The organism is Labedella phragmitis, assembly GCF_004078635.1.
In the GTDB taxonomy this organism is placed as follows: domain Bacteria; phylum Actinomycetota; class Actinomycetes; order Actinomycetales; family Microbacteriaceae; genus Labedella; species Labedella phragmitis.
Genome location: NZ_RZNB01000007.1, coordinates 180,766 through 201,585, shown reverse-complemented (window position 1 = coordinate 201,585; position 20,820 = coordinate 180,766). Strand labels below are relative to the sequence as shown.

18 protein-coding genes are annotated in these 20,820 nt (G+C 69.6%); 6 read left to right on the top strand and 12 right to left on the bottom strand.

Features of this window, described 5'->3' with window-relative positions:
* Positions 1-23 precede the first annotated feature (23 nt).
* Positions 24-671 (top strand): response regulator, encoded by a 648-nt coding sequence (locus ELQ90_RS15365; RefSeq protein WP_128496170.1) that lies wholly within the window; start codon positions 24-26, stop codon positions 669-671.
* Here the strand turns inward: ELQ90_RS15365 and ELQ90_RS15360 are convergent.
* The 4 genes from ELQ90_RS15360 to ELQ90_RS15345 all read right to left on the bottom strand — a co-directional run bounded on the left by ELQ90_RS15360 (position 661) and on the right by ELQ90_RS15345 (position 4,901).
* Entirely contained in the window at positions 661-1,896 is a 1,236-nt protein-coding gene (locus ELQ90_RS15360) for an MFS transporter (protein ID WP_243696213.1), read from the bottom strand. The genes ELQ90_RS15365 and ELQ90_RS15360 overlap by 11 nt on opposite strands.
* Before the next feature lie 64 nt (positions 1,897-1,960).
* Positions 1,961-3,190 carry a glycosyltransferase 87 family protein gene (locus tag ELQ90_RS15355; RefSeq protein WP_128496169.1) on the bottom strand — a complete coding sequence of 410 codons (1,230 nt, stop codon included), beginning with the start codon at positions 3,188-3,190 and terminating at the stop codon, positions 1,961-1,963.
* Positions 3,191-3,317: 127 nt separating this feature from the next.
* Entirely contained in the window at positions 3,318-3,626 is a 309-nt protein-coding gene (locus ELQ90_RS15350; protein ID WP_128496168.1) for a thiamine-binding protein, read from the bottom strand.
* A gap of 36 nt (positions 3,627-3,662) precedes the next feature.
* A complete protein-coding gene (locus ELQ90_RS15345; protein WP_128496167.1) occupies positions 3,663-4,901 on the bottom strand; it encodes a glycosyltransferase 87 family protein in 1,239 nt (412 codons plus the stop codon).
* Between the two features lie 142 nt (positions 4,902-5,043).
* On the opposite strand from ELQ90_RS15345, the gene ELQ90_RS15340 reads away from it, so the two are divergent.
* Genes ELQ90_RS15340 through ELQ90_RS15330 form a run of 3 tightly spaced genes read left to right on the top strand, consistent with a single transcriptional unit; the run spans position 5,044 to position 7,581 of the window.
* Positions 5,044-5,895 (top strand): ABC transporter substrate-binding protein, encoded by an 852-nt coding sequence (locus ELQ90_RS15340; protein WP_128496166.1) that lies wholly within the window; start codon positions 5,044-5,046, stop codon positions 5,893-5,895.
* Positions 5,896-5,917: 22 nt separating this feature from the next.
* The gene (locus ELQ90_RS15335) at positions 5,918-6,787 is read left to right on the top strand and encodes an amino acid ABC transporter permease (RefSeq protein ID WP_128496165.1); all 870 of its coding nucleotides are present in this window, start codon (positions 5,918-5,920) and stop codon (positions 6,785-6,787) included.
* On the top strand, positions 6,784-7,581 hold the full coding sequence (locus ELQ90_RS15330; protein ID WP_128496164.1) for an amino acid ABC transporter ATP-binding protein: 798 nt from the start codon (positions 6,784-6,786) through the stop codon (positions 7,579-7,581). The genes ELQ90_RS15335 and ELQ90_RS15330 overlap by 4 nt, the downstream gene beginning before the upstream one ends.
* A gap of 223 nt (positions 7,582-7,804) precedes the next feature.
* Here ELQ90_RS15330 and ELQ90_RS15325 read toward each other — a convergent pair whose 3' ends face one another.
* From ELQ90_RS15325 to ELQ90_RS15310, 4 genes are all read right to left on the bottom strand, one after another.
* A complete protein-coding gene (locus tag ELQ90_RS15325) occupies positions 7,805-9,304 on the bottom strand; it encodes a ferredoxin--NADP reductase (RefSeq protein WP_128496163.1) in 1,500 nt (499 codons plus the stop codon).
* Positions 9,301-10,218, bottom strand: coding sequence for an FAD:protein FMN transferase (locus ELQ90_RS15320; RefSeq protein ID WP_128496162.1), 918 nt, complete (start codon positions 10,216-10,218; stop codon positions 9,301-9,303). The genes ELQ90_RS15325 and ELQ90_RS15320 overlap by 4 nt, the downstream gene beginning before the upstream one ends.
* Complete coding sequence (locus tag ELQ90_RS15315) at positions 10,205-10,660, bottom strand: FMN-binding protein (RefSeq protein WP_128496161.1); 456 nt, start codon at positions 10,658-10,660, stop codon at positions 10,205-10,207. The genes ELQ90_RS15320 and ELQ90_RS15315 overlap by 14 nt, the downstream gene beginning before the upstream one ends.
* A 106-nt stretch (positions 10,661-10,766) precedes the next feature.
* Positions 10,767-11,600, bottom strand: a complete 834-nt coding sequence (locus ELQ90_RS15310; protein WP_128496160.1) for an ADP-dependent NAD(P)H-hydrate dehydratase — start codon at positions 11,598-11,600, stop codon at positions 10,767-10,769.
* An 82-nt stretch (positions 11,601-11,682) separates the two neighbouring features.
* Here ELQ90_RS15310 and ELQ90_RS15305 point away from each other — a divergent pair, with 82 nt between their 5' ends.
* Positions 11,683-12,753: an NADH:flavin oxidoreductase/NADH oxidase gene (locus tag ELQ90_RS15305; protein WP_128496159.1), complete on the top strand. Its 1,071-nt coding sequence runs from the start codon at positions 11,683-11,685 to the stop codon at positions 12,751-12,753.
* Between the two features lie 69 nt (positions 12,754-12,822).
* Here ELQ90_RS15305 and ELQ90_RS15300 read toward each other — a convergent pair whose 3' ends face one another.
* The 4 genes from ELQ90_RS15300 to guaB1 all read right to left on the bottom strand — a co-directional run bounded on the left by ELQ90_RS15300 (position 12,823) and on the right by guaB1 (position 16,841).
* On the bottom strand, positions 12,823-13,872 hold the full coding sequence (locus tag ELQ90_RS15300; RefSeq protein ID WP_128496158.1) for a hemolysin family protein: 1,050 nt from the start codon (positions 13,870-13,872) through the stop codon (positions 12,823-12,825).
* Positions 13,865-15,178, bottom strand: coding sequence for a hemolysin family protein (locus ELQ90_RS15295; RefSeq protein ID WP_128496157.1), 1,314 nt, complete (start codon positions 15,176-15,178; stop codon positions 13,865-13,867). Before ELQ90_RS15295 ends, ELQ90_RS15300 begins: the two co-directional genes overlap by 8 nt.
* Complete coding sequence (locus tag ELQ90_RS16715) at positions 15,171-15,323, bottom strand: hypothetical protein (RefSeq protein WP_166409116.1); 153 nt, start codon at positions 15,321-15,323, stop codon at positions 15,171-15,173. The genes ELQ90_RS15295 and ELQ90_RS16715 overlap by 8 nt, the downstream gene beginning before the upstream one ends.
* 75 nt (positions 15,324-15,398) lie before the next feature.
* Complete coding sequence (guaB1, locus tag ELQ90_RS15290) at positions 15,399-16,841, bottom strand: GMP reductase (protein ID WP_128496156.1); 1,443 nt, start codon at positions 16,839-16,841, stop codon at positions 15,399-15,401.
* A 133-nt stretch (positions 16,842-16,974) separates the two neighbouring features.
* Here guaB1 and ELQ90_RS15285 point away from each other — a divergent pair, with 133 nt between their 5' ends.
* On the top strand, positions 16,975-20,760 hold the full coding sequence (locus ELQ90_RS15285; RefSeq protein ID WP_208020679.1) for a multifunctional oxoglutarate decarboxylase/oxoglutarate dehydrogenase thiamine pyrophosphate-binding subunit/dihydrolipoyllysine-residue succinyltransferase subunit: 3,786 nt from the start codon (positions 16,975-16,977) through the stop codon (positions 20,758-20,760).
* Positions 20,761-20,820 lie beyond the last annotated feature (60 nt).

Here is a 20,820-nt window from a genome sequence, read left to right as displayed (position 1 = left end):
CACCACGAGTTCAGGGAGATCGCATGACCATCCACACCGGCAACATCCGTCTGGCCATCGTCGACGACCACAAGATGCTGCTCGGGGCACTCACCGAGTGGATCCGCGGCGCCGCCGACGACATCAGCATGGTAGCCGCCGTCGCGACGTGGCCGGAACTGCTGACCCACCCCGAGTTCCCGGTCGACGTCGTACTCCTCGACCTCGACCTCAAGGACAACATCCCCGTCGTCCTCAAGATCTCGACGCTCAAGACCACGGGCGTGAAGACGGTGCTCATGAGCACCTACTCCGACCCGAAGTTCGTGCGCGAGGCACTCGCCGCCGGCGCCCACGGCTACCTCGTGAAGAGCGAGGACGCCTCGATGATCGTGCAGGCGATCCGCGCCGCACACCGCGGGCAGATGTTCGTCTCCGACGAACTCGACGTCGCGCTCAACTCGGAGCCGAACGATGCGCCGAAGCTCAGCGCGCAGGAGCGACGCGTCATGGCGCTCTACGCAGCCGGCGAACCGGTGAAGTCGGTCGCCTACGAGCTGAGCATCTCCGAGGAGACGGCCAAGTCCTACCTCAAGCGCATCCGCGAGAAGTACCGCTCGAGCGGCTTCGACGTCGGCACGAAGGTCGCGCTGCGCAAGCGCGCGATCCTCGACGGCATCATCATCGAGTAGAGCGCAGCACCCCGCGTCGCTCGAGGGTGTAGCCGAGAGCGGCGATGAGGATGCCGACGACGGTCAGTCCCATGCCGACGACCGCGGGTGACGAGTAGCCGAGACCCGCCGCGATCGCGACGCCGCCGAAGTACGCGCCGAGCGCGTTGCCGACGTTGAGCGCCGAGTGGATGAGGCCCGCCGCGATCGCCTGGCTGTCCCCCGCGACGTCCATGAGGCGCGTCTGGATCGTCGGCCCGAGCCCCTGGGCGGCGAAGCCGATCGCGAAGGTGAAGAGGAAGAGCGTCACCGGCCACTGCGCCGTGAGCGCGAACCCGCCGAGAGCGACGAGCATGAGCAGGGCGAAGCCGAAGAGGCTGCGCATGACGCTCCAGTCGGCGAGGCGACCCCCGACGAGGTTTCCGACGGTCATCCCGATACCGACGGTCGCGAGCACCCACGGGACGACCCCGCCGGGCAGTCCCGCGAGCTCCGTCGCGATGGGCGAGAGGTAGGTGTAGACGGCGAAGAGACCACCGAGCACGATGCAGCCCGTGAGGAGGGCGAACCAGACGCGACCGTTCCGGAAGACTGTGAGCTCGCGTCGCATCGTCTGGCCGGCTGCACCGTCTACGCGTGGCACCGCGATCCGCACGGACACGGTGGCGACGGCGAAGACCGCAGCGACGAGGACGAAGGCGACGCGCCACCCGAACGCCTGCCCGACGAGGGTCGCGAGGGGCACACCGATGACGTTCGCGATCGTGAGTCCCGCCATCGCGATGGCTACTCCGCGCGCTCGCTTCCCCGGACCCATGAGCTGCGCCGCGACGAGCGCGGCGATCCCGAAGTAGGCGCCGTGCGGGATGCCCGCGAGGAACCGGAAGACCAGGATGAGCTCGAAGGTGGGGGCGAGGGCCGCCGCGAGGTTCGTGACCGTGAAGGCGACGGCGAGGACGACGAGCACCCGATCGCGCCGGAACCGTGCGATGAACGCGTTGATCGTCGGAGCGCCGACCACGACGCCGAGCGCGTAGGCCGAGATGAGCAGTCCGGCGCGGGCGTTCGCCCGCTCGGGGTCGCTCGCCGAGAGAGCCGGGAAGAGGTCGGACGCGATCTCGGGCAGGAGCCCCATCGCCGCGAACTCGGTCGTGCCGATGCCGAAGCCCCCGACCGCGAGCGCGAGCAGGGCAAGACGAATGCGGGCCGAGGACATCGTCGTCGGCCCGTTGGTCACGGAGGGCATTCGTCCAGTGTAGGACGCCGACGGCCGGTTTCGAATCGATTCGATCGCGGGGCGCCGCGCCTGCTCAGCGATCGTGGAGGACCGGCACCGCCACCGTGCCCCTCGGCGCCCGCGCCTCCCGCCGCACGCGCAGGAGTTCCGCCGCACACCACCACAGGAGCACGACGAACCCGAGGTTGCGGGCCGTGATGACGGCGACCATCGGCCATGCCGCATCCCGCAGCAGCGCGTAGAGATAGGGGTAGATGACGTGGGTCAGGAACGCGAGGACGAGGGCTCCCGCCGCCGGCCGAGCGAACCCGGCTCCACGCCAGACGACGCCGAGCACGATCGGCGCGATGAGCCAGGTGAGGTACTGCGGAGAACCGACCTTGTTGACCGTGATGAGCACGAGCACGAAGGCGAGCGAGAGCGGCGGAAGCACACGCACGATGGAGACACCGGCACGCACGGCGAGCACCCCGAGCACGGCGACACCCGTCATGCAGAGTGCGAGCAGCGGCGTCATGACGGCGATGACCGCCTCGACACCGTTTCCCGTGACCTGGAAGGTCACGATCTGCTCGTCGAAATAGACCCGTGCACCGTCGAGGCCCGCCGCGGTCTGCCAGAGGTAGAACAGGCTGACCGGCGCTTCCACTTGAAGGCCGCGACCCGTCTGCAGCGTCAGAAAGCTCATGACGTGAGCACCGGCCCCGAGGAGGAGGGCGGTCGCGAGCGTGACCGCCGAGACGACAGCGGCGGCCAGGAGGAGCCGACTCCGCCGACGCACGGTGATCAGCGCGGCGGCGAGGAGCGCCGCCGGCCAGACCTTGATCCAGGTGGCGACCGACAGCAGGACCGCGGCGGCGCCCGGTCGACGCACCAGGAGGAGCATGGCGGTGACCGAGAGAGGGACGGTGACGGCATCGAGCCGATCGATCGCGATCGGACCGAGGGCCGCGATGAAAGCGAGCCACCACCACGCGGCGGCAGCACGCCGGGGCGAGGTGCCGCGACCGAGCAGGATGAAGAAGCCGATCGCGTCGAGCAGGGAGACGAGCAGGAGCCAGGCGACGGGGTAGGCCGCAGCCCCCGCGACGAGCGGCAGGAGGAGGGGCGCAAGGGCCAGGAGCGGATAGACCCAGTCCGACTCGATCCCGACGATCGTCCTCCCAGCGACGACGTCGAGCGCCCAGGGGCGGTACACGTCGGTGACGTCGACGAGCGGGTTGCCCGAACCCACGAGGCTGAGAAGCATCAGCAACGCGTGGACGAGGACGAACGCGGTCCACAGCGCATACCGATTCTTCACGCGCCAACGCTAGAGGCGGCACGACTCGCGCGTCCCGGGACGCTCAGCGGCTGTGGATAACCCGCTGTCCCTCCACTGCGTCGGATCGCCCAGACGCGGTCACCGTCGAGGAGCAGCGCGCCGAGGATCAGTCCTCGTCGATGGCCTTCTCGAGGCGCTCGATCTTCGCGTCGAGTTCTCCGGTGTATCCGGGGCGGATGTCAGCCTTCAGCACGAGCGAGACCCGCGAGCCGAATGGCGCGACAGCTTCGGTCGCGCGCTTCACGACGTCCATCACGGTGTCCCAATCGGGGCCCTCGATCTCGGTGAACATCGACGTCGTGCGGTTCGGCAGGCCCGACTCGCGGACGACCTTGACGGCGGCGGCGACGGCGTCGTGGACGGAATCGGTGCCGTTCGGGCCGCCGGAGGGGGCGACGGAGAATGCGACGAGCATGGGGAGTCCTTTCGTTGCTGCTGGATGACGGACGTGTCAGGGGTGTCGAGTGGCGAGCTCGCCGGTCTCCGCGTCGCGGACGGGCTCGGAGGGCGCGCCGCGCCCGGCCATGACCAGCTCGACGACGCACCAGGCGAGAAGGACGAAGAAGCCGACGTTGCGCACCGTGAGGACGACGACCATGGGCGGCCACGCCCAGAGCAGCATCCAGTAGAGGTACGGGTAGACGAGGTGAGTGAGTGCGGCCAGGCCGAACGACAGGACGGCGGGAACGAGGAACCGGCGACCCTGCCACGCGATGCCGAGGACGACCGGGGCGATGAGCCACGTCAGGTACTGGGGCGAGCCGACCTTGTTGACCGCGATGAGCACGAGCACGAGGGCGAGCGCGAGCGTCGGGAGCACCCGGATGGTCGCTGCACCGCGCCGCACGACCCGGTACCCGAGCAGCGCGACCGCGAGGAACGCGGCGACGAGCAGCGGCGTCATGAGGCCGATGACGACATCGATCCCGCGCCCCGCGACCTGGTAGGTCAGGATCGCCTGGTCGTAGTAGATGGACGCGCCCTCGACCCCCAATGCGGTCTGCCACACGTAGAAGAGGCTCACGGGCGCCTCGAGCTGCAGGCCGCGGCCCGACTGCTCCCCGAGGAAGCTGAAGACGTGAGCCGAGCCACCGAGTGCGAACGCGAGGAGGACGACTCCGAAGGACAGCGCTGCGGCGGCGAGGACGATGCGCCGTCGCGTGCCGAGCGCGAGGACGGCGGCGACGAGCACAGCGGCCGGCCACACCTTCATCCACGTGGCGACGGCGAGGATCACGGACGCCGCGGCCGGTCTCCTCATGACGATGAGGACGGCGACGACCGCGAGAGGAACCGTCACCGAGTCGATCCGGCCGAGCGAGATGGGGCCGAGCAGGGCGATGAAGCCGAGCCACCACCGCGCGGCGCCGAGCCGGCGCCGACTCGAACCGTCTCCGAGGAGGATTCCGAAGGCGACGGCGTCGAGCACCGTCATGAGCACGAGCCACGCCTCGGCGTAGAGCGACTCCCCCGCGACGAGGGCGAGCTGCATCGGGACGTGCGCGAGCAACGGGTACACCCAGTCGAGATCGATGCCGACGACGGGCGATCCGGATGCGACCTGGATCGACCACGGACGGTAGACGAGGATGACGTCGCCGAGCGGCAGTCCGGGAGCAGCGAGGCACAACCACGCGAGGCCCGCATGGATCAACAGGAACGCGATCCACAGCACGACACGAGCCCTCACGGCACCATCCTAGGCGGCGAGCGCGTCGCCGCCCCGAGAGCGACGACACACCGCTCGTCACACTTCGACCCGCTGGTAGGTGATGGGGGCGTCGAGGTGAGAAAGTGGAGTCTCCCGACAACCCGACCCGCTGGAGATCGCCATGCCCCGTGTCCGCCGCAGCACCGTCCCCCTCGTCGTCGCCGTGATCGGTGTCGCCCTGCTCTCGGGCTGCGCGAGCGCCGGCGGCTCGCACGGAGGCGCATCCTCCGGCGGTGACAGCGGCTACATCACCGACGGAAAGCTGACGATCGCGACCGGTGAACCGGCCTACTTCCCGTGGGTCATCGACGACGCCCCCGAGACCGGCGAGGGCTTCGAAGCCGCCGTCGCGTACGCCATCGCGGACCAGCTCGGTTTCGACGAGGACGACGTCGTGTGGGTCCGCAGCTCGTTCGAAGCCTCCATCGCCCCGGGTCCCAAGGACTTCGACCTCAACCTGCAGCAGTTCTCGATCACCCCGGAGCGCGAGGAAGCCGTCGACTTCTCCTCGCCGTACTACGCGACCACCCAGACCGTCATCACGACGGGTTCGTCCGCCGCGGCCGACGCCGCGAGCATCGCCGACCTCTCGGGTCTCATCGTCGGGGCCCAGACGGGTACGACGAGCTTCACGGCGGCCGAGGAGATCATCGCCCCGACGGGCGGGGTGAGCGCGTTCAACTCGAACGAGGATGCGAAGGCGGCCCTCGAGGCCGGCCAGATCGACGCCCTCGTCGTCGACCTCCCCACGGCGTTCTACATGACGGGCGCCGAGCTCGACGACGGCGTCATCATCGGCCAACTGCCGCAGACCGACGGGGAGGGCGACGCGTTCGGCATCGTCCTCCCGAAGGACAGCGCTCTCACCGATGAGGTGACGGACGCCGTCGACGCGCTCCGCGAGGACGGCACGCTCGACGAGCTCGCCGCCGAGTGGCTGGGCGGCGACGACACCGCCCCGGTGCTCGAGTGACGTGTCCCCCCACCGCCCGCCCGTGACGGAGACGAACAGCGCCGTCGTGGACCGGACGCCGAGCGCGCTCGAGCTCGAACGACGCGCGTTCCGGGCTCGGTCGTCGCGGCGCTCGGTGCTCATCTCGCTCGCGTCGACCGTCGTCTTCGCGGCTCTCGTCGCGGTCTTCGTGGTCGGGACCCCGGGATGGCGCTCGGTCCAGGAGACGTTCTTCGATCCCGAGGTGCTCGTCGCGGCCTGGCCGCGCGTCATCGAGGGGTTGTGGCTCAACATCCGTGTCCTCGTCGTCGCGAGCATCGGGGTCGCGATCGTCGGCGTCCTGCTCGCGTCCGTGCGCACGCTCCGCGGCCCGATCTTCTTCCCGCTGCGGCTGCTCGCCGCCGCCTACACGGACGTGTTCCGCGGTATGCCGCTCCTCATCGTGCTGTACCTCGTGGGGTTCGGCATCCCCGGGCTCGGACTCTTCCCCCGGATGCCGATGGAGTTCTGGGGAACGGTCGCGCTCGTGCTCACGTATTCGGCGTACGTCGCCGAGGTGCTCCGCGCGGGCATCGAGGCCGTGCACCCGTCGCAACGACTCGCCGCACGCTCACTCGGCCTCGGGTACATCGCGTCCTTACGCCTCGTGATCCTCCCGCAAGCGCTCCGCAAGGTGACGCCGGCTCTCATGAACGACTTCGTCTCCATGCAGAAGGACGTCGGCCTCATCTCGGTGCTCGGAGCGGTCGACGCCGTGCGCGCGGCACAGATCGAGACCTCGGCGAGCTACAACTTCACCCCGTACGTCCTCGCCGGGCTCCTGTTCGTCGCGCTCGCCTTGCCCACGATCCGCCTCACCGATTGGCTGACGGCACGGCAGCGGGAGCGCGAGCAGCACGGGAGCGTCGTATGAGCGCCTCCACCGCCGATTCGGCGACGCCGGTGCTGCGGCTCGAGAATGTCGTCAAGACGTTCGGCGACAGGGTCGTGCTCGCCGGCATCGATCTCACGGTCGACGCCCATGAGGTCATCGCGCTCATCGGCGCGTCGGGATCGGGCAAGTCGACGCTCCTGCGCACCATCAACCTGCTCGAGCAGGTGGACGACGGTCGGGTCCTCCTGACCGGGACGGACATCACGGACCCGCGCATCGACGCGGACGCCGTACGAGCGCGGTTCGGGACCGTCTTCCAGCACTACAACCTGTTCCCGCACCTCACAGTGCTCGACAACGTGACCCTCGCCCTCCGCCACGTCCACGGCGTCGGAAAGGCCGCCGCCGCGGCGCGCGGGCTCGAGCTGCTCGACCGGGTGGGCCTCGCCGACTTCGCCCGCTCGTACCCGGACCGTCTCTCGGGCGGCCAACAGCAGCGCGTCGCGATCGTCCGCGCGCTCGCGAGCGGACCCGAAGTTCTCCTCCTCGACGAGATCACGAGCGCTCTCGACCCCGAGCTCGTCGGGGAGGTGCTCGAGCTCGTGCGCGATCTCGGCGCCTCCGGAACGACGATCCTCATGGCGACCCACGAAATGGCGTTCGCGCGGGACGTCGCGACGCGTGTCGTCTTCCTCGACGCCGGCGTCATCCGCGAAGAGGGCACACCGGATCAGATTTTCGGGGCTCCCCGCGACCCGCGGACTCGTGCCTTCCTCGACCGTGTCACGTCCGCCGGCCGCGGCGCGGCGCCGGACGACACGACTGCGGGCTGAGGTCGTCCGCGGCACGCCCTTCTCCGTACGCCCACGTCACCCGCGCGCCCCTCTCTCCGCGCGTCCCTCTCTCCGCGCGCCCCTCGAGCGCCAATTTCCCTTGGGTTGTCGCATATCAGCGGTCCGAGCGGCAGGACACCGCGGAGATGCGACAACCCGAGGGAGGATCGCGGACGAGCATCGGGGTCGGTAGCCGGCGACGGCATCGGTCCACGGCCGACGGTCAGTAGCCGGCGAAGGCGTCGGTGCGCACGCGACGAGCCGAGGAACGCAACCGACGGCGCACGTCGTCGACGAGCGCGGGCGGACCCGAGACGAAGAGGTCGCGCTCGGCGAGGTCGGGGACGACGCTTCGAACGACGTCTGCGTCCACGCGTTCCGGTCCGATCCAGCTCCAACCGTCCGGCAGGTCCGTCGGCTCGACGCGGCTCGACACGAGGACGCGCACGCCCGCGAGCTCGTCGGCGTAGATGATGTCCCGCGGATCCGAGACGGCGTAGACGAGCACGATGTCTCGGGGGCGGCCGCTCGCCCTCGCTTCGCGGATCTGACTCACGAAGGGCGTGATGCCGATACCGGCTGCGACGAAGGCGAGCTTCCGCTCCGCGTCGGCCGGAACCGTGAAATCGCCCGCTACGAGAGTCACCCGGACCGTGTCCCCCGCGACGAGCTCGAGGAGCGCCCGCTTGGCCGAACTCGCCGGTTCCGGCACCCGGAAGGCGACGCGCACCTCTCGACCGTCGCTCGGCGCCGACACGATGCTGAAGGTTCGTCGGAAGCCCTTCCTGTCCCCCTTCGCGTGAGGCACGTGTAGTTCGACGTACTGCCCGGCGCGGAAACGGAGAGGCGCCGCGGCGTCGAACACGAGCTCGTGCACGTCCCCGCCGAGGCGACGGGCATCGCGCACCGTGAGAGTCACTCCCCGCCGCTGCCCCACGAGGAACGCGAGCAGGTTGCCGACGATCAGGGCGAGCTCCGGCGAGGAGAAGACCGGTCCCACGTGGTACGGCAGCGCGAAGAGCACACCGGTGACGACGGCGATCACGAGCTGCTGCCGGTGGCGCGGAGCGAGGGTCAGCGGTTCCGTGAGCATGAACGCGGCGAAGAACACGGCGGCCGTCGAGAGGAACGGGGTCGCGAGGGCCGCAGAAACGGCCATGCCGTTCGACACGAGGGTCGGGATCATCACGGCGCACACGGCGAGCACGAAGAGCGCCGCCATGGCGAGCTTCCGAACACGCCACACGATCACGAGTCCCGCCACGAGCACGAACCAGAACAGCGACTCGCTGCCGACCCACCAGTAGCTCACACCGAGACCCGTGAGGGTCGCGACGAACGCGCCGATCGCCGCGGGGTTGAGGACGTGGCGGCCGCGGACGGCGAGCACGTACTTCGACACGGCGGCGACGATGGCGGCGACCGCGACGGCGGCGAGGTCGCCGAACTCGATGCCCGGCTTCATGATGAAGAAGAGGAGCAGTCCCGTGATGAGCGCCGACTCGTCGTGGGGCTTCACGCGGAACAGCGGCGCGACGAGCCGATTCACGAGCCATGAGAGTGCGACGGCGATGCCGCCCGTCGCGAGCAGCTCGAGCGGTGTGAAGAAGAGGACGCCGAACGCGGAGAGAGCGACGGCGACCGCCGTGAGCGTGGCCAACAGGATGAGCACGAGCCGATACATCGGCACGCGGCCGATGAGCGCGTCGACCGCTCCGATCATGAGAAGAGCTCCCCGGTGAAATCGCGGTGCCGCTCGCTGCGGCCCGTACTGAACATCCTGACGCCCAGAGCACCCGTCGCCTCGTGCACCTCGGCGGGCGAGACGAAGAAGAGGGCCGTCGCCGCGGCGTCCGCGACGGCAGCGGTCGGCGCGAGCGCCCACGTCGCGACGATCGAGTCGACGGGGCGGCCCGTGAGCCCGTCGATCACGTGGTGGAGCCCGTCGCCCCACGAGCGGCGATTCGTCGCCGAAGCGCACAACGCTCCGTCCGCCACGTCGACGACGCCGATCGCACGCGTCGGGTCGAACGGGTGCTCGAGAGCGACGCGTTCACGGCGGCGGCCCGAGACGCGGAGGTCCCCAGAGGCATCGACGGTCGCATCGTGCACGCCGTGGTCGGCGAGCACCTCGAGCACGAGGTCGACGAGGAGGCCCTTGCCTGCCGCTCCCACGTCGAGGACGACGGGAGCGGCCGTACTGAGGACGTCACCGTCGAGCGATGCGACGTCGTCCCACGCCGGAACCACCGAGCCGGGCGGCCCCGGTGACCCCGATGCAGGTGAGGCGACGCCGAGGCGCCGACCGTAGCCGAGGTCCTCGAGAGCAGCGCCCACGAACGGGGACACCCGTCCGGCCGTCAGGTCGTACAGCGTCCGGTAGAGCGCGAGAAGGCCGGCGCCCTCGGGCGGCAGCGTCCGCTCACCGCTCGTGCGCGCGATCTCCGCGACGAGCGAGTCGGTGCGGAACCGCGACCAGGCACGATCGAAGGCGTCGGTGCATGCCACGACAGCCTCGCGGGCGACGTCGGCGAGCGGGTGCTGCGTGTCGATCCGCCACGGGACCCCGATCGCCTCGAATTCGTGGACACCGGCCGCGGCGGTCGGGACCTCGGAGAGGAGCTCAGCTCGCGGCATCGCTCTTGATCGTCTCGATCGCACTGTTGAACCCACCGCTCGTGAGCGACGAGCCGGCGACCTTCGAGACGTCGAGGTCGTCGATGCTCTTGCCGACCACCTCGGCGTCGATGTTCTCGATGAACTCGCCCTGGTATCGCTGCGTGTTCGGGCTGCCGCCGCTGCCCTCGACCTCGAGCGCCGAGACGACGCCGCCCTCCAGAGTGACAGTGACCGTGACCGATTCCTGTCCGCCCGGCGTCGTGTACTCGCCCTCGGCCATGTACTCGCCGTCGGCGTAGGTTCCGGCCGACCCTGTCGCCGCGCCCGGTTCCTCGCTCGTGGTCGATCCCCCATCGTCGTCCGTCGCGACGGTGCTGTCGGCGCTGCACGCCGCGAGCCCTCCGATGACGGCGATGCCCGCGAGGGCCGCTCCCGTGGTCCGTCGTGTCCGTGCGCGCATGATGGCTCCCTGTCGTCGATGTGCGTTCGTCGTCATCGACGCTACGGACGGCCGGTAGCTTTCCCCTTTCGTCCCACTGTGAGAAACCTGTGAGCGATCGAGGCCATCATGCGAGAAGCGGGGCGATGACCGCGGGGACCGCCTCGGCCACGTCGAGGGCGGCGATCGGTCCGCCACCGGACGCGTGTTCGGCGGCGAGCGCGTGCACGAGCGACGCCGTCGCCGCGGCCTCGGCGAGCTCGACGCTCGAGTGGAGCCGGTCCGCCGATGCTGCGACGACGGTGCCGACGATCCCGGCGAGGACGTCGCCCGTGCCCGCCGTCGAGAGCCACGGCGACGCCTCGGGCAGGCGGATGAGACCTCCGCCCGGCTCGGCGACGAGGGTCCTCGAGCCCTTGAGCAACACGACAGCGCCCGTGTCCTCGGCCGTTCGTCGTGCCCAGTGCTCGCGGTCGTGCATGAGCTCGTCGGCGGTGACCTCGGTGCCCCGTGCGGCGAGCAGCCGACGGAGTTCCCCCGCGTGCGGGGTCAGAACCGCGAGCCCGTTGATTCTCCCCGTCACCGCGGAAAGGGCACCGGCATCGACGACGACGGGGACACCGTCGGCGAGCGCGTGGCGGAAGTCGGCCACCCGCTCATCCCCCGGGTCCTCACCGTCGATGCCGGAACCGATGAGCCACGCCTGCACGCGGCCGATCCCGCGGACGATCTCGGGACGTCGCTGGAGAACGAGGTGGGCGACGGCGTCCGGCCCGACGTAGCGGACCATACCGGCTCCCGCGCGCACCGCCGCGTCGACGCCGAGGACGGCGGCCCCCGGGTACCGCTCGGAGCCCGTCGCCATCCCGAGCACGCCGCGGGAGTACTTGTCGTCCCCCGCCGTCGGTCGCCGCAACCATCGCACGGCATCATCGCGTGTCCAGTCCGTCTCGTCGCTCATGCGTTCACGATAGGTTGATTCGGGTCGCTCGAGCACCCCCTCGCGGGTGCGCGACAGAACGTCAACGAACCAGAGGAATGCAGTGCCCGCCATCTTCGAACCCCTCAGCCTCCGCTCTCTCACGATCCGCAACCGGCTCTGGGTCGCGCCCATGTGCCAGTACTCCGTCGACCGCCGCGACGGCGTCCCCACGGACTGGCACCTCGTGCACCTCGGCCAGTTCGCCGCGGGCGGCGCCGGGCTCGTCATCACGGAAGCAACGGCGGTGAGCCCGGAGGGCCGGATCTCCCCCGAGGACACCGGCATCTGGACCGACGAGCAGGCCGAGGTCTGGGCGCGTATCGTGCGCTTCCTCCACGGCCAGGGTGCGGCGGCCGGGATCCAGCTCGCGCATGCTGGGCGCAAGGCGTCCACCTACCGGCCGTGGGCCGAGCAGCGCGGTACGGTGCCCCCGGCGGAGGGTGGTTGGGAGACGGTGGGCCCGTCGGCCCTCGCCTTCCCGGGCTACTCCGCTCCGCGGGAGCTCGACGGCGCGGGAATCGAGAAAGTGATCGCCGACTTCGTCGCGGCCGCTCGCCGCTCGGTCGACGCGGGCTTCGACGTCCTCGAGATCCACGCCGCCCACGGCTACCTGCTCCATCAGTTCCTCTCCCCGCTGTCGAACGAGCGCACGGACTCCTACGGCGGAACCCTCGAGAACCGCGCCCGGCTCCTCCTCGAGGTCGTCGGGGCTGTGCGCGCGGCCATCGGCGAGCGTGTCCTCTTCGTCCGGCTCTCCGCCACGGACTGGACCGAGGGCGGGTGGAACGAGGACGACACCGCGACCGTCGCCGGCTGGGCCGTGGAAGCGGGTGCCGACCTCTTCGACATTTCGACAGGCGGGAACGTGCACGCGACCATCCCGACCGAGCCCGGGTATCAGGTCCGATTCGCGACGCACGTCCGCGACGCCGTCGAGGCTCCCGTCAGCGCCGTCGGTCTCATCACCGACCCGGAGGCCGCCGAGGAGATCGTCCGCTCCGGTCGCGCCGACGCGATCATGATGGCGCGCGAGTTCCTCCGCGATCCGCACATCGTGCTGCGCGCCGCCGCACAGCTCGGCGCCACGATCGACTACACGGCTCCGCAGTACCTTCGCGCGCCGTTCGATTGAGCGATCACCGGGCGGCGACACGGCGCCGAGTGGCCGACCGAACGCGCCGGTCGACCGCTCGGGCGCCCATCAGCGGCGCTGCGTCGCGTCCTGGACCTCGCCGACGAGCACCTCGATGATGTCCTCGAGGAACAGGACGCCCGTCGTCTCACCCTCTCGATCGAACGCGCGCGCGAGGTGGGCGCCCGAACGTCGCATGATCGTGAGCGCGTCCTCGAGATCGGTCTCCTCGAAGATCGAGACGAGCTGGCGGATCCGCTTGGTCGGCACCGGCCGGTCCTCGTCGCCGGGCTCCGCCGTGGCCTCGAACCGCAGCACGTCCTTGAGGTGCAGGTAGCCCATCGGCTGGTCATCGGCATCGACGATGACGTAGCGCGAGAAGCCGTGCTTCCCCACCGCCCGCTCCAGCTCGGCGGCCGTCACGGTCTCGGGCAGGGTCACGATGCCGTCGAGCGGCAGGGCGACGTCGCCGACCTTCTTGCTCGTGAACTCGAACGCCGCGACGAGCGCTCCGGAGGAGTCGTCGAGCACGCCCTCGCGCGTCGATTGCGACACGATCGTGGCGACCTCCTCGAGCGTGTACGACGACGTGGCCTCGTCCTTCGGCTCCACACGGAAGAGGCGCAGGACGGCGTTCGCCGTGGCGTTGAGCGTCCAGATGATCGGTTTGAAGATGCGCGCGAACATCACGAGGGGCGGCGCGAGCAGAAGGACCGCTCGATCCGGGATCGAGAACGACAGGTTCTTCGGGACCATCTCGCCGAACACGACGTGGAGGTAGGACACGAGCAGCAGCGCGATCACGAACGCGACGGTCCCGATGACCTCCTCCGACCAGCCCGTGAGGTGGAGCGGGTACTCGAGCAGATGATGGATCGCCGGCTCCGAGACGTTCAGGATGAGGAGCGAGCAGACCGTGATCCCGAGCTGACTCGTCGCGAGCATGAGCGTCGCGTGCTCCATGGCCCAGAGGGCCGTCTTGGCGCTCCGGCTGCCCTGTTCCGCGCGGGGCTCGATCTGCGAACGCCGCGCGGAGATGACCGCGAACTCGGCTCCGACGAAGAACGCGTTGGCCGCGAGCAGCACGACCAACCAGGCGATTCCGGCCCAATCACTCATCGTCGCCGCCCTCTTCCGGTCGCGGGGTGAATCTGACGCGGTCGATCCGGCGTCCGTCGAGTCGTTCGACCCGAAGCGTGCCCGACTCGATCTCGACCTCGTCGCCCGACACGGGCAGTCGCCCGAGTTCGCTCATGATGAAGCCTCCGACCGTCTCGAACGGTCCCTCCTCCGGGACCTTGACGCCCGTGCGCTCGAGGAGCTCGTCGGGGCGCAGGCTGCCCGGGAACACCGTGCTGTCCCTCCCTCGCACGACGCCAGCCCGGGACCGGTCATGCTCGTCGGACACCTCGCCGACGATCTCCTCCACGAGATCCTCGAGCGTCGCGACACCCGCCGTCCCGCCGTACTCGTCGACGACGACGGCCATCTGGTAGCCGCGACCGCGAAGCTCGACGAGCAACGTGTCGAGTCTCATCGTCTCGGGGACGCGCAGGATGTCGAACTGCAGGGCGGAGACGGGCACGTCGGCACGACGCTCGCGCGGAACCGCGACGGCCTGCTTGACGTGCACGAGCCCCACGACATCGTCGATGTCCTCGTCCATGACGGGGAAACGCGAGTAACCGGTGCTCCTGGCGAGTTCGACCACGAGAGAGGCCGGATCGGTGCGGCGCACGACCTCGAGCCGAGGTCGCGGCGTCATGACGTCGGACGCCGTGTGGCTCGAGAACAGCAGCGTGCGGTTGAGCAGCGTCGCGGTGTCCTGCTCGAGGGTGCCGGCTCCCGCCGAACGACGCACGAGACTCGAGAGTTCCTCGGCCGTGCGCGCTCCCGAGAGCTCCTCCTTCGGCTCGATGCCCACCGAACGGAGGATGGCGTTCGCACTGCCGTTGAGGACGACGATCGCGGGCTTGAAGACCGTCGTGAAGAGGGTCTGGAACGGGATCACGAGCTTCGCGGTGTGCAGAGGCAGGGCGAGGGCGAAGTTCTTCGGGACGAGTTCCCCGATGATCATCGACAGCAGGGTCGCGATCAGGACGGCCACGACGGTCGCCACGGGCGCGATCACGGGTTCGGGGATTCCGACGGCCGTGAGCGGCTCGGCGAGGAGCGACGAGATCGCCGGTTCCATCGTGTACCCCGTGAGGAGCGTCGTGAGCGTGATGCCGAGTTGCGCGCTCGAGAGATGTGTCGACGTGATCTTGAGCGCCGCGATCGTCATCACGAGTCGGGGCTCGCCGCGGTCGCGTCGCGCTTCGAGGTCGGAGCGGTCGAGGTTCACGAGCGAGAACTCGCTCGCGACGAAGAAGCCGGTGCCGACGGTCAGGACCAGCCCGATCGCGAGCATGATCCACTCATACATGGAGGGCCTCCGTCACGCGGAGGCCGGGACTGTCGTCCTCCGATGGGGCGTCGTGCTCCTCGATGGAGGACACCGCGGAGAGGGGGCGACCGACGCCGGACGCACCGGCGGAGACGGAGGAATTCGCAGAGGGAGGATCGTCCATTGTCGCCTCAGTATATCCGCCGCCTCGCCCATCGCCCTCCTCTGCAACCGCGCACCCGATGGCAGCCGGCGGGCGTCACCAGGACACGGGGAGCGCCTTGCCCTCCTCGTAGCCGGCGGCGGACTGGAGACCGACGAGCGCTCGGTCGTGGAACTCCGGGATGGAGCGAGCGCCCGCGTAGGTGAACGACGAGCGCACCCCCGAGGTGATCATGTCGAGCAGGTCCTCGACCGACGGCCGGAGCGGGTCGAGATAGATCTTCGAGGAGCTGATGCCCTCGGCGAAGAGCGTCTTCCGCGCGAGTTCGTAGGGGTCGAGGCGGCCGAAGCGTTCGAGGACCGCCTTCGTCGAGGCCATGCCCCAGCTCTCCTTGTAGAGCCGACCGGCGTCGTCGGCGTGGATCGTGCCGGGCGCCTCGATCGTGCCGGCGAACCAGGAACCGATCATGACGGAGGACGCGCCCGCGGCGAGAGCGAGAGCGACGTCGCGCGGGTATCGGACGCCGCCGTCCGCCCACACGGCCGCGCCGTGCGCCTTCGCCGCCTCGGAGGTCTCCAGAACGGCCGAGAACTGTGGTCGGCCGACCGCCGTCATCATGCGCGTCGTGCACATCGCGCCCGGGCCGACACCGACCTTCAGGATGTCGGCTCCGGCCTCCACGAGGTCGGCGACCCCATCGGCCGTGACGATGTTGCCGGCGACGATCGGGATGCCGAGCCCGAGCCCTGAGACGGTGCGGAGCGCCGACAGCATGGTCTCCTGGTGACCGTGGGCCGTGTCGATCACGAGGACGTCGACGCCCGCTGCCGCGAGCGCCTTGGCCTTCGCCGCGACGTCTCCGTTCACGCCGATGGCGGCGGCCACCGAGAGCCGACCCGAGGCGTCGAGTGCCGGCGAGTAGAGCGTCGAGCGCAACGCGCTCGTGCGGCTCAGCGTGCCGACGAGGTGCCCGTGGCGCAGGACGGGCGCGAACTCGATATCCGCCTCGACCATGAGGTCGAACGCTGCGCGGGCGGAGGTGACGTCGTCGGCGTCGATGGAGGCGACGCCTCCGTGCACGAGATCGCCGAGGCGGGCGTCCGGCAGTGCCCGGCCGAGGCGCTCGGCGTCGAGGCACCCGACGAGCTCGCCGTCGCCGCCCACGACGACGACGCCGTGTCCGCCGGGGACGGCGGGGACGACGAGGAGGGCTTCGGCGACGGTCGTGTCGGGCGAGAAGGAGACGGCGGAGTCGAACTCGACGGCCTGGTCCTTCACCCACCGGATGGCGGTGTCGAGTCCCTGGAGCGGCATGTCCTGCGGGAGGACGCCGAGCCCGCCGCGGCGGGCGAGCGTCGCAGCGAGCCGCGGGCCCGTCACGGAGTTCATGTTCGCGGACACGATCGGGATCGTCTGGCTCGTCCCGTCCTGCGGAGCGAGGGAGACGTCGAGCCGGCTCGACACGCCCGATCGCGACGGCACGAGGAACACGTCCGAGTAGGTGAGGTCGTGGCGGGGTTCGTCTCCGTAGAACTGCATGAAACCACGCTAGCCGTCTACGGGGTGCCGCGGAGAGGGGTGGCAGGGTTTAGGCTTGATTCCCGGAGTGTGCGACGCCATCGAGCCCTCGGTGGCGGTCCGAATGGCGAGTAACGAAAGTGGTGGTCCGACCGTGTCAGGCCCAATGACCGGAGCAGGAACCGACGAGAATTCCGCAGCGGAATTCGGAGCGAACGAATGGCTCGTCGACGAGCTGTACGAGCAGTACCGAGTCGATAAGAACTCGGTGGACTCATCCTGGTGGCCCACGCTCGAGGCGTACCACCAGCACAAGACCGGTGCGAGCGGAGCATCGACGCCGGCCCCCACGGCGAGCGCCCCGTCGGCCGAGACGGTCCCGTCCTCGGCGCCGGCTCCGCAGAGCGCCCCGCGTGCGACGGCACCGGCGACCGCGCAGCCCGCGACCTCGACAGCGGCCGCGGGAGAATCGGCCAAGCCGACGGAACCCTCATCGACTCCCGACGCCACGCGTCCCATCGCCCGGACCACGAGCCAACAGCCCCAGTCTGCGCCCATCCCGGCCGACGCCCCCGCACCCTCGAAGAGCACCGCGGAGGAGGAGCCGGAGGACGTCGTGTCGCCGCTCCGCGGCATGGCGAAGTCGCTCGCGACGAACATGGACGCGAGCCTCACGGTCCCGACGGCGACGAGCGTCCGCACGGTGCCCGCGAAGCTCATGATCGACAACCGCATCGTGATCAACAACCACCTCAAGCGTTCGCGCGGCGGAAAGGTCAGCTTCACCCACCTCATCGGCTGGGCGCTCATCCAGGCGCTCAAGGAGTTCCCGAGCCAGAACGTGTACTACGACGAGGTCGACGGCAAGCCCAGCGTCGTCGCCCCCGCCCACGTCGGCCTCGGCATCGCGATCGACCTGCCGAAGCCCGACGGATCGCGCGCACTGCTCGTGCCGGCGATCAAGCGCGCCGACACGTTGAGCTTCACCGACTACCTCGCGGCCTACGAGGACCTGGTCCGTCGTGCCCGCGGGAACAAGCTCACGGCCGACGACTTCAAGGGCGCCTCGATCTCGTTGACGAACCCCGGCGGCATCGGCACGGTGCACTCGGTGCCACGTCTCATGAAGGGCCAGGGCTGCATCATCGGCGCCGGCGCCCTCGAGTACCCGGCGGAGTTCCAGGGCGCCTCGGACCACACACTCGTCGAGCTCGGTATCGGCAAGACGATCACCCTCACCTCGACGTACGACCACCGCGTCATCCAGGGCGCCGGTTCCGGCGAGTTCCTCAAGAAGGTCCACGAACTGCTCCTCGGGCAGCGCGGCTTCTACGAGGACATCTTCGCGGCGCTCCGCATCCCCTACGAGCCGATCCGGTGGGCGACCGACATCAGCGTCGACCTCGCCGACATGATCAACAAGACGGCGCGCGTGCACGAGCTCATCAACGCGTTCCGCGTGCGGGGTCACCTCATGGCCGACGTCGACCCGCTCGAGTACGTCCAGCGCTCGCACCCCGACCTCGACATCGCGAGCCACGGCCTCACCTTCTGGGACCTCGACCGCGAGTTCGTCACGGGCGAGTTCGGCGACTCGCGCCAGGCCAAGCTCCGCGACATCCTCGGCGTCCTCCGCGACTCCTACTGCCGCACCATCGGACTCGAGTACATGCACATCCAGGACCCGGCTCAGCGGAAGTGGATCCAGGGCAAGGTCGAGCGGCCGTACGCCAAGCCGACCCACGACGAGCAGTTGCGCATCCTGGGCAAGCTCAACGAGGCGGAGGCGTTCGAGACGTTCCTGCAGACGAAGTACGTCGGTCAGAAGCGCTTCAGCCTCGAGGGCGGCGAGTCCACGATCGCCTGCCTCGACGCGATCCTCCAGGGCGCAGCGGCCGCGGGACTCGACGGCGCGGCGATCGGAATGGCGCACCGCGGTCGTCTCAACGTCCTCACGAACATCGCTGGCAAGACGTACGGCCAGATCTTCCAGGAGTTCGAGGGCACTCAGGACAAGAAGTCCCACGGCTCGGGCGACGTCAAGTACCACCTCGGCACCGAGGGCACGTTCCGCGCCGCCGACGGCACGGAGCTCCCCGTCTACCTCGCCGCGAACCCGTCGCACCTCGAGGCCGTCGACGGCGTACTCGAGGGAATCGTCCGGGCGAAGCAGGACCGCAAGCCGATCGGGACGTACTCGACGCTGCCGATCCTCGTGCACGGCGACGCCGCGATGGCGGGACAGGGGATCGTCCTCGAGACGATGCAGCTCTCCCAGACCCGCGGGTACAAGACCGGCGGGACGATCCACATCGTCGTGAACAACCAGGTCGGCTTCACGACCCCCGAGCGCGACGGCCGCAGCTCGGTCTACGCGACCGACGTCGCGAAGACCGTGCAGGCGCCCATCTGGCACGTGAACGGCGACGACCCCGAGGCCGTCGTCCGCGTCTCGGAACTCGCGTTCCAGTTCCGCCAGGAGTTCAACAAGGACGTCGTCATCGACCTCGTCTGCTACCGCCGGCGCGGTCACAACGAGGGCGACGACCCCTCGATGACCCAGCCGCTCATGTACAGCCTCATCGAGCAGAAGCGCTCCGTGCGCAAGCTCTACACGGAGGCACTCGTCGGCCGTGGCGACATCAGCGAAGCGGAGTACGAGGCCGCCCACCGCGACTTCCAGGACCGCCTCGAGCGCGCCTTCATGGAGACGCACGCGGCCCAGACGGCCTCGACGCCGATCGTCTCACCCACCGTCGACGACGAGGGTTATTCGGGCGAGCCCGAGTCGACCGCCGTGTCGTCGAGCGTCATCGAGCTCGTCGGCAACGCCTTCGAGAACAAGCCGGAGGGCTTCACGGTCCACCCGAAACTCGATCAGCTGCTCAAGCGGCGTCAGGAGATGAGCCGGAACGGCGGCATCGACTGGGCGTTCGGCGAACTCCTCGCCCTCGGGTCGCTGCTCGTCGAGGGCACGCCCGTGCGCATGAGCGGTCAGGACTCGCGCCGCGGTACGTTCGTGCAGCGTCACGCCGTGTTGCACGATCGCGTGAACGGCCAGGAGTGGCTGCCCCTCGTCAACCTGCACGAGAACCAGGCGCGCTTCTGGATCTACGACTCGATCCTCTCCGAGTACGCGGTCATGGGCTTCGAGTACGGGTACTCCGTCGAGCGCCCCGACGCCCTCGTCCTGTGGGAGGCGCAGTTCGGAGACTTCGTCAACGGCGCGCAGACGATCGTCGACGAGTTCATCTCGAGCGCCGAGCAGAAGTGGGGCCAGCGTTCGAGCGTCGTGCTGCTGCTCCCGCACGGCTACGAGGGTCAGGGGCCCGACCACTCGTCGGCGCGCATCGAGCGCTTCCTCCAGCTGTGCGCCGAGAACAACATGACGGTCGCGCGTCCGTCGACCCCCGCGTCGTACTTCCACCTCCTGCGTCGTCAGGCGTACGCCCTCCCCCGGCGTCCGCTCGTCGTCTTCACACCGAAGGCGATGCTGCGCCTCCGCGGCGCGACGTCGGACGTGGCGGACTTCACGTCGGGCCGTTTCCGCCCCGTGCTCGACGACACGCGCGCGCTCGACGGCTCGGCCGTGACGCGTGTGCTGCTCCACGCCGGCAAGGTGCACTGGGACCTCCGGGCCGAACTCGACAAGAACACGGACGAATCGATCGCCCTCGTGCGACTCGAGCAGTACTACCCGTTCCCTGCCGAGGAGCTCGGCGCCGTCCTCGAGAAGTACCCGTCGGCCGAGATCGTGTGGGTGCAGGACGAACCGGAGAACCAGGGGGCGTGGCCGTTCGTCGCGAACGAGTTCCCGAAGGCCATCGGCCGCGAGATCTCCGGGGTCACACGCGCCGCGTCGGCATCGCCCGCGACGGGATCGGCGAAGCGGCACGCCGCCGAGCAGAGCGACCTGATCCGCCGGGCTCTCGACCACTGAGTCGCCGCACATGACGAAGGCCCCCACCGTGATCGGAGGGGGCCTTCGTCATGTCGTTCG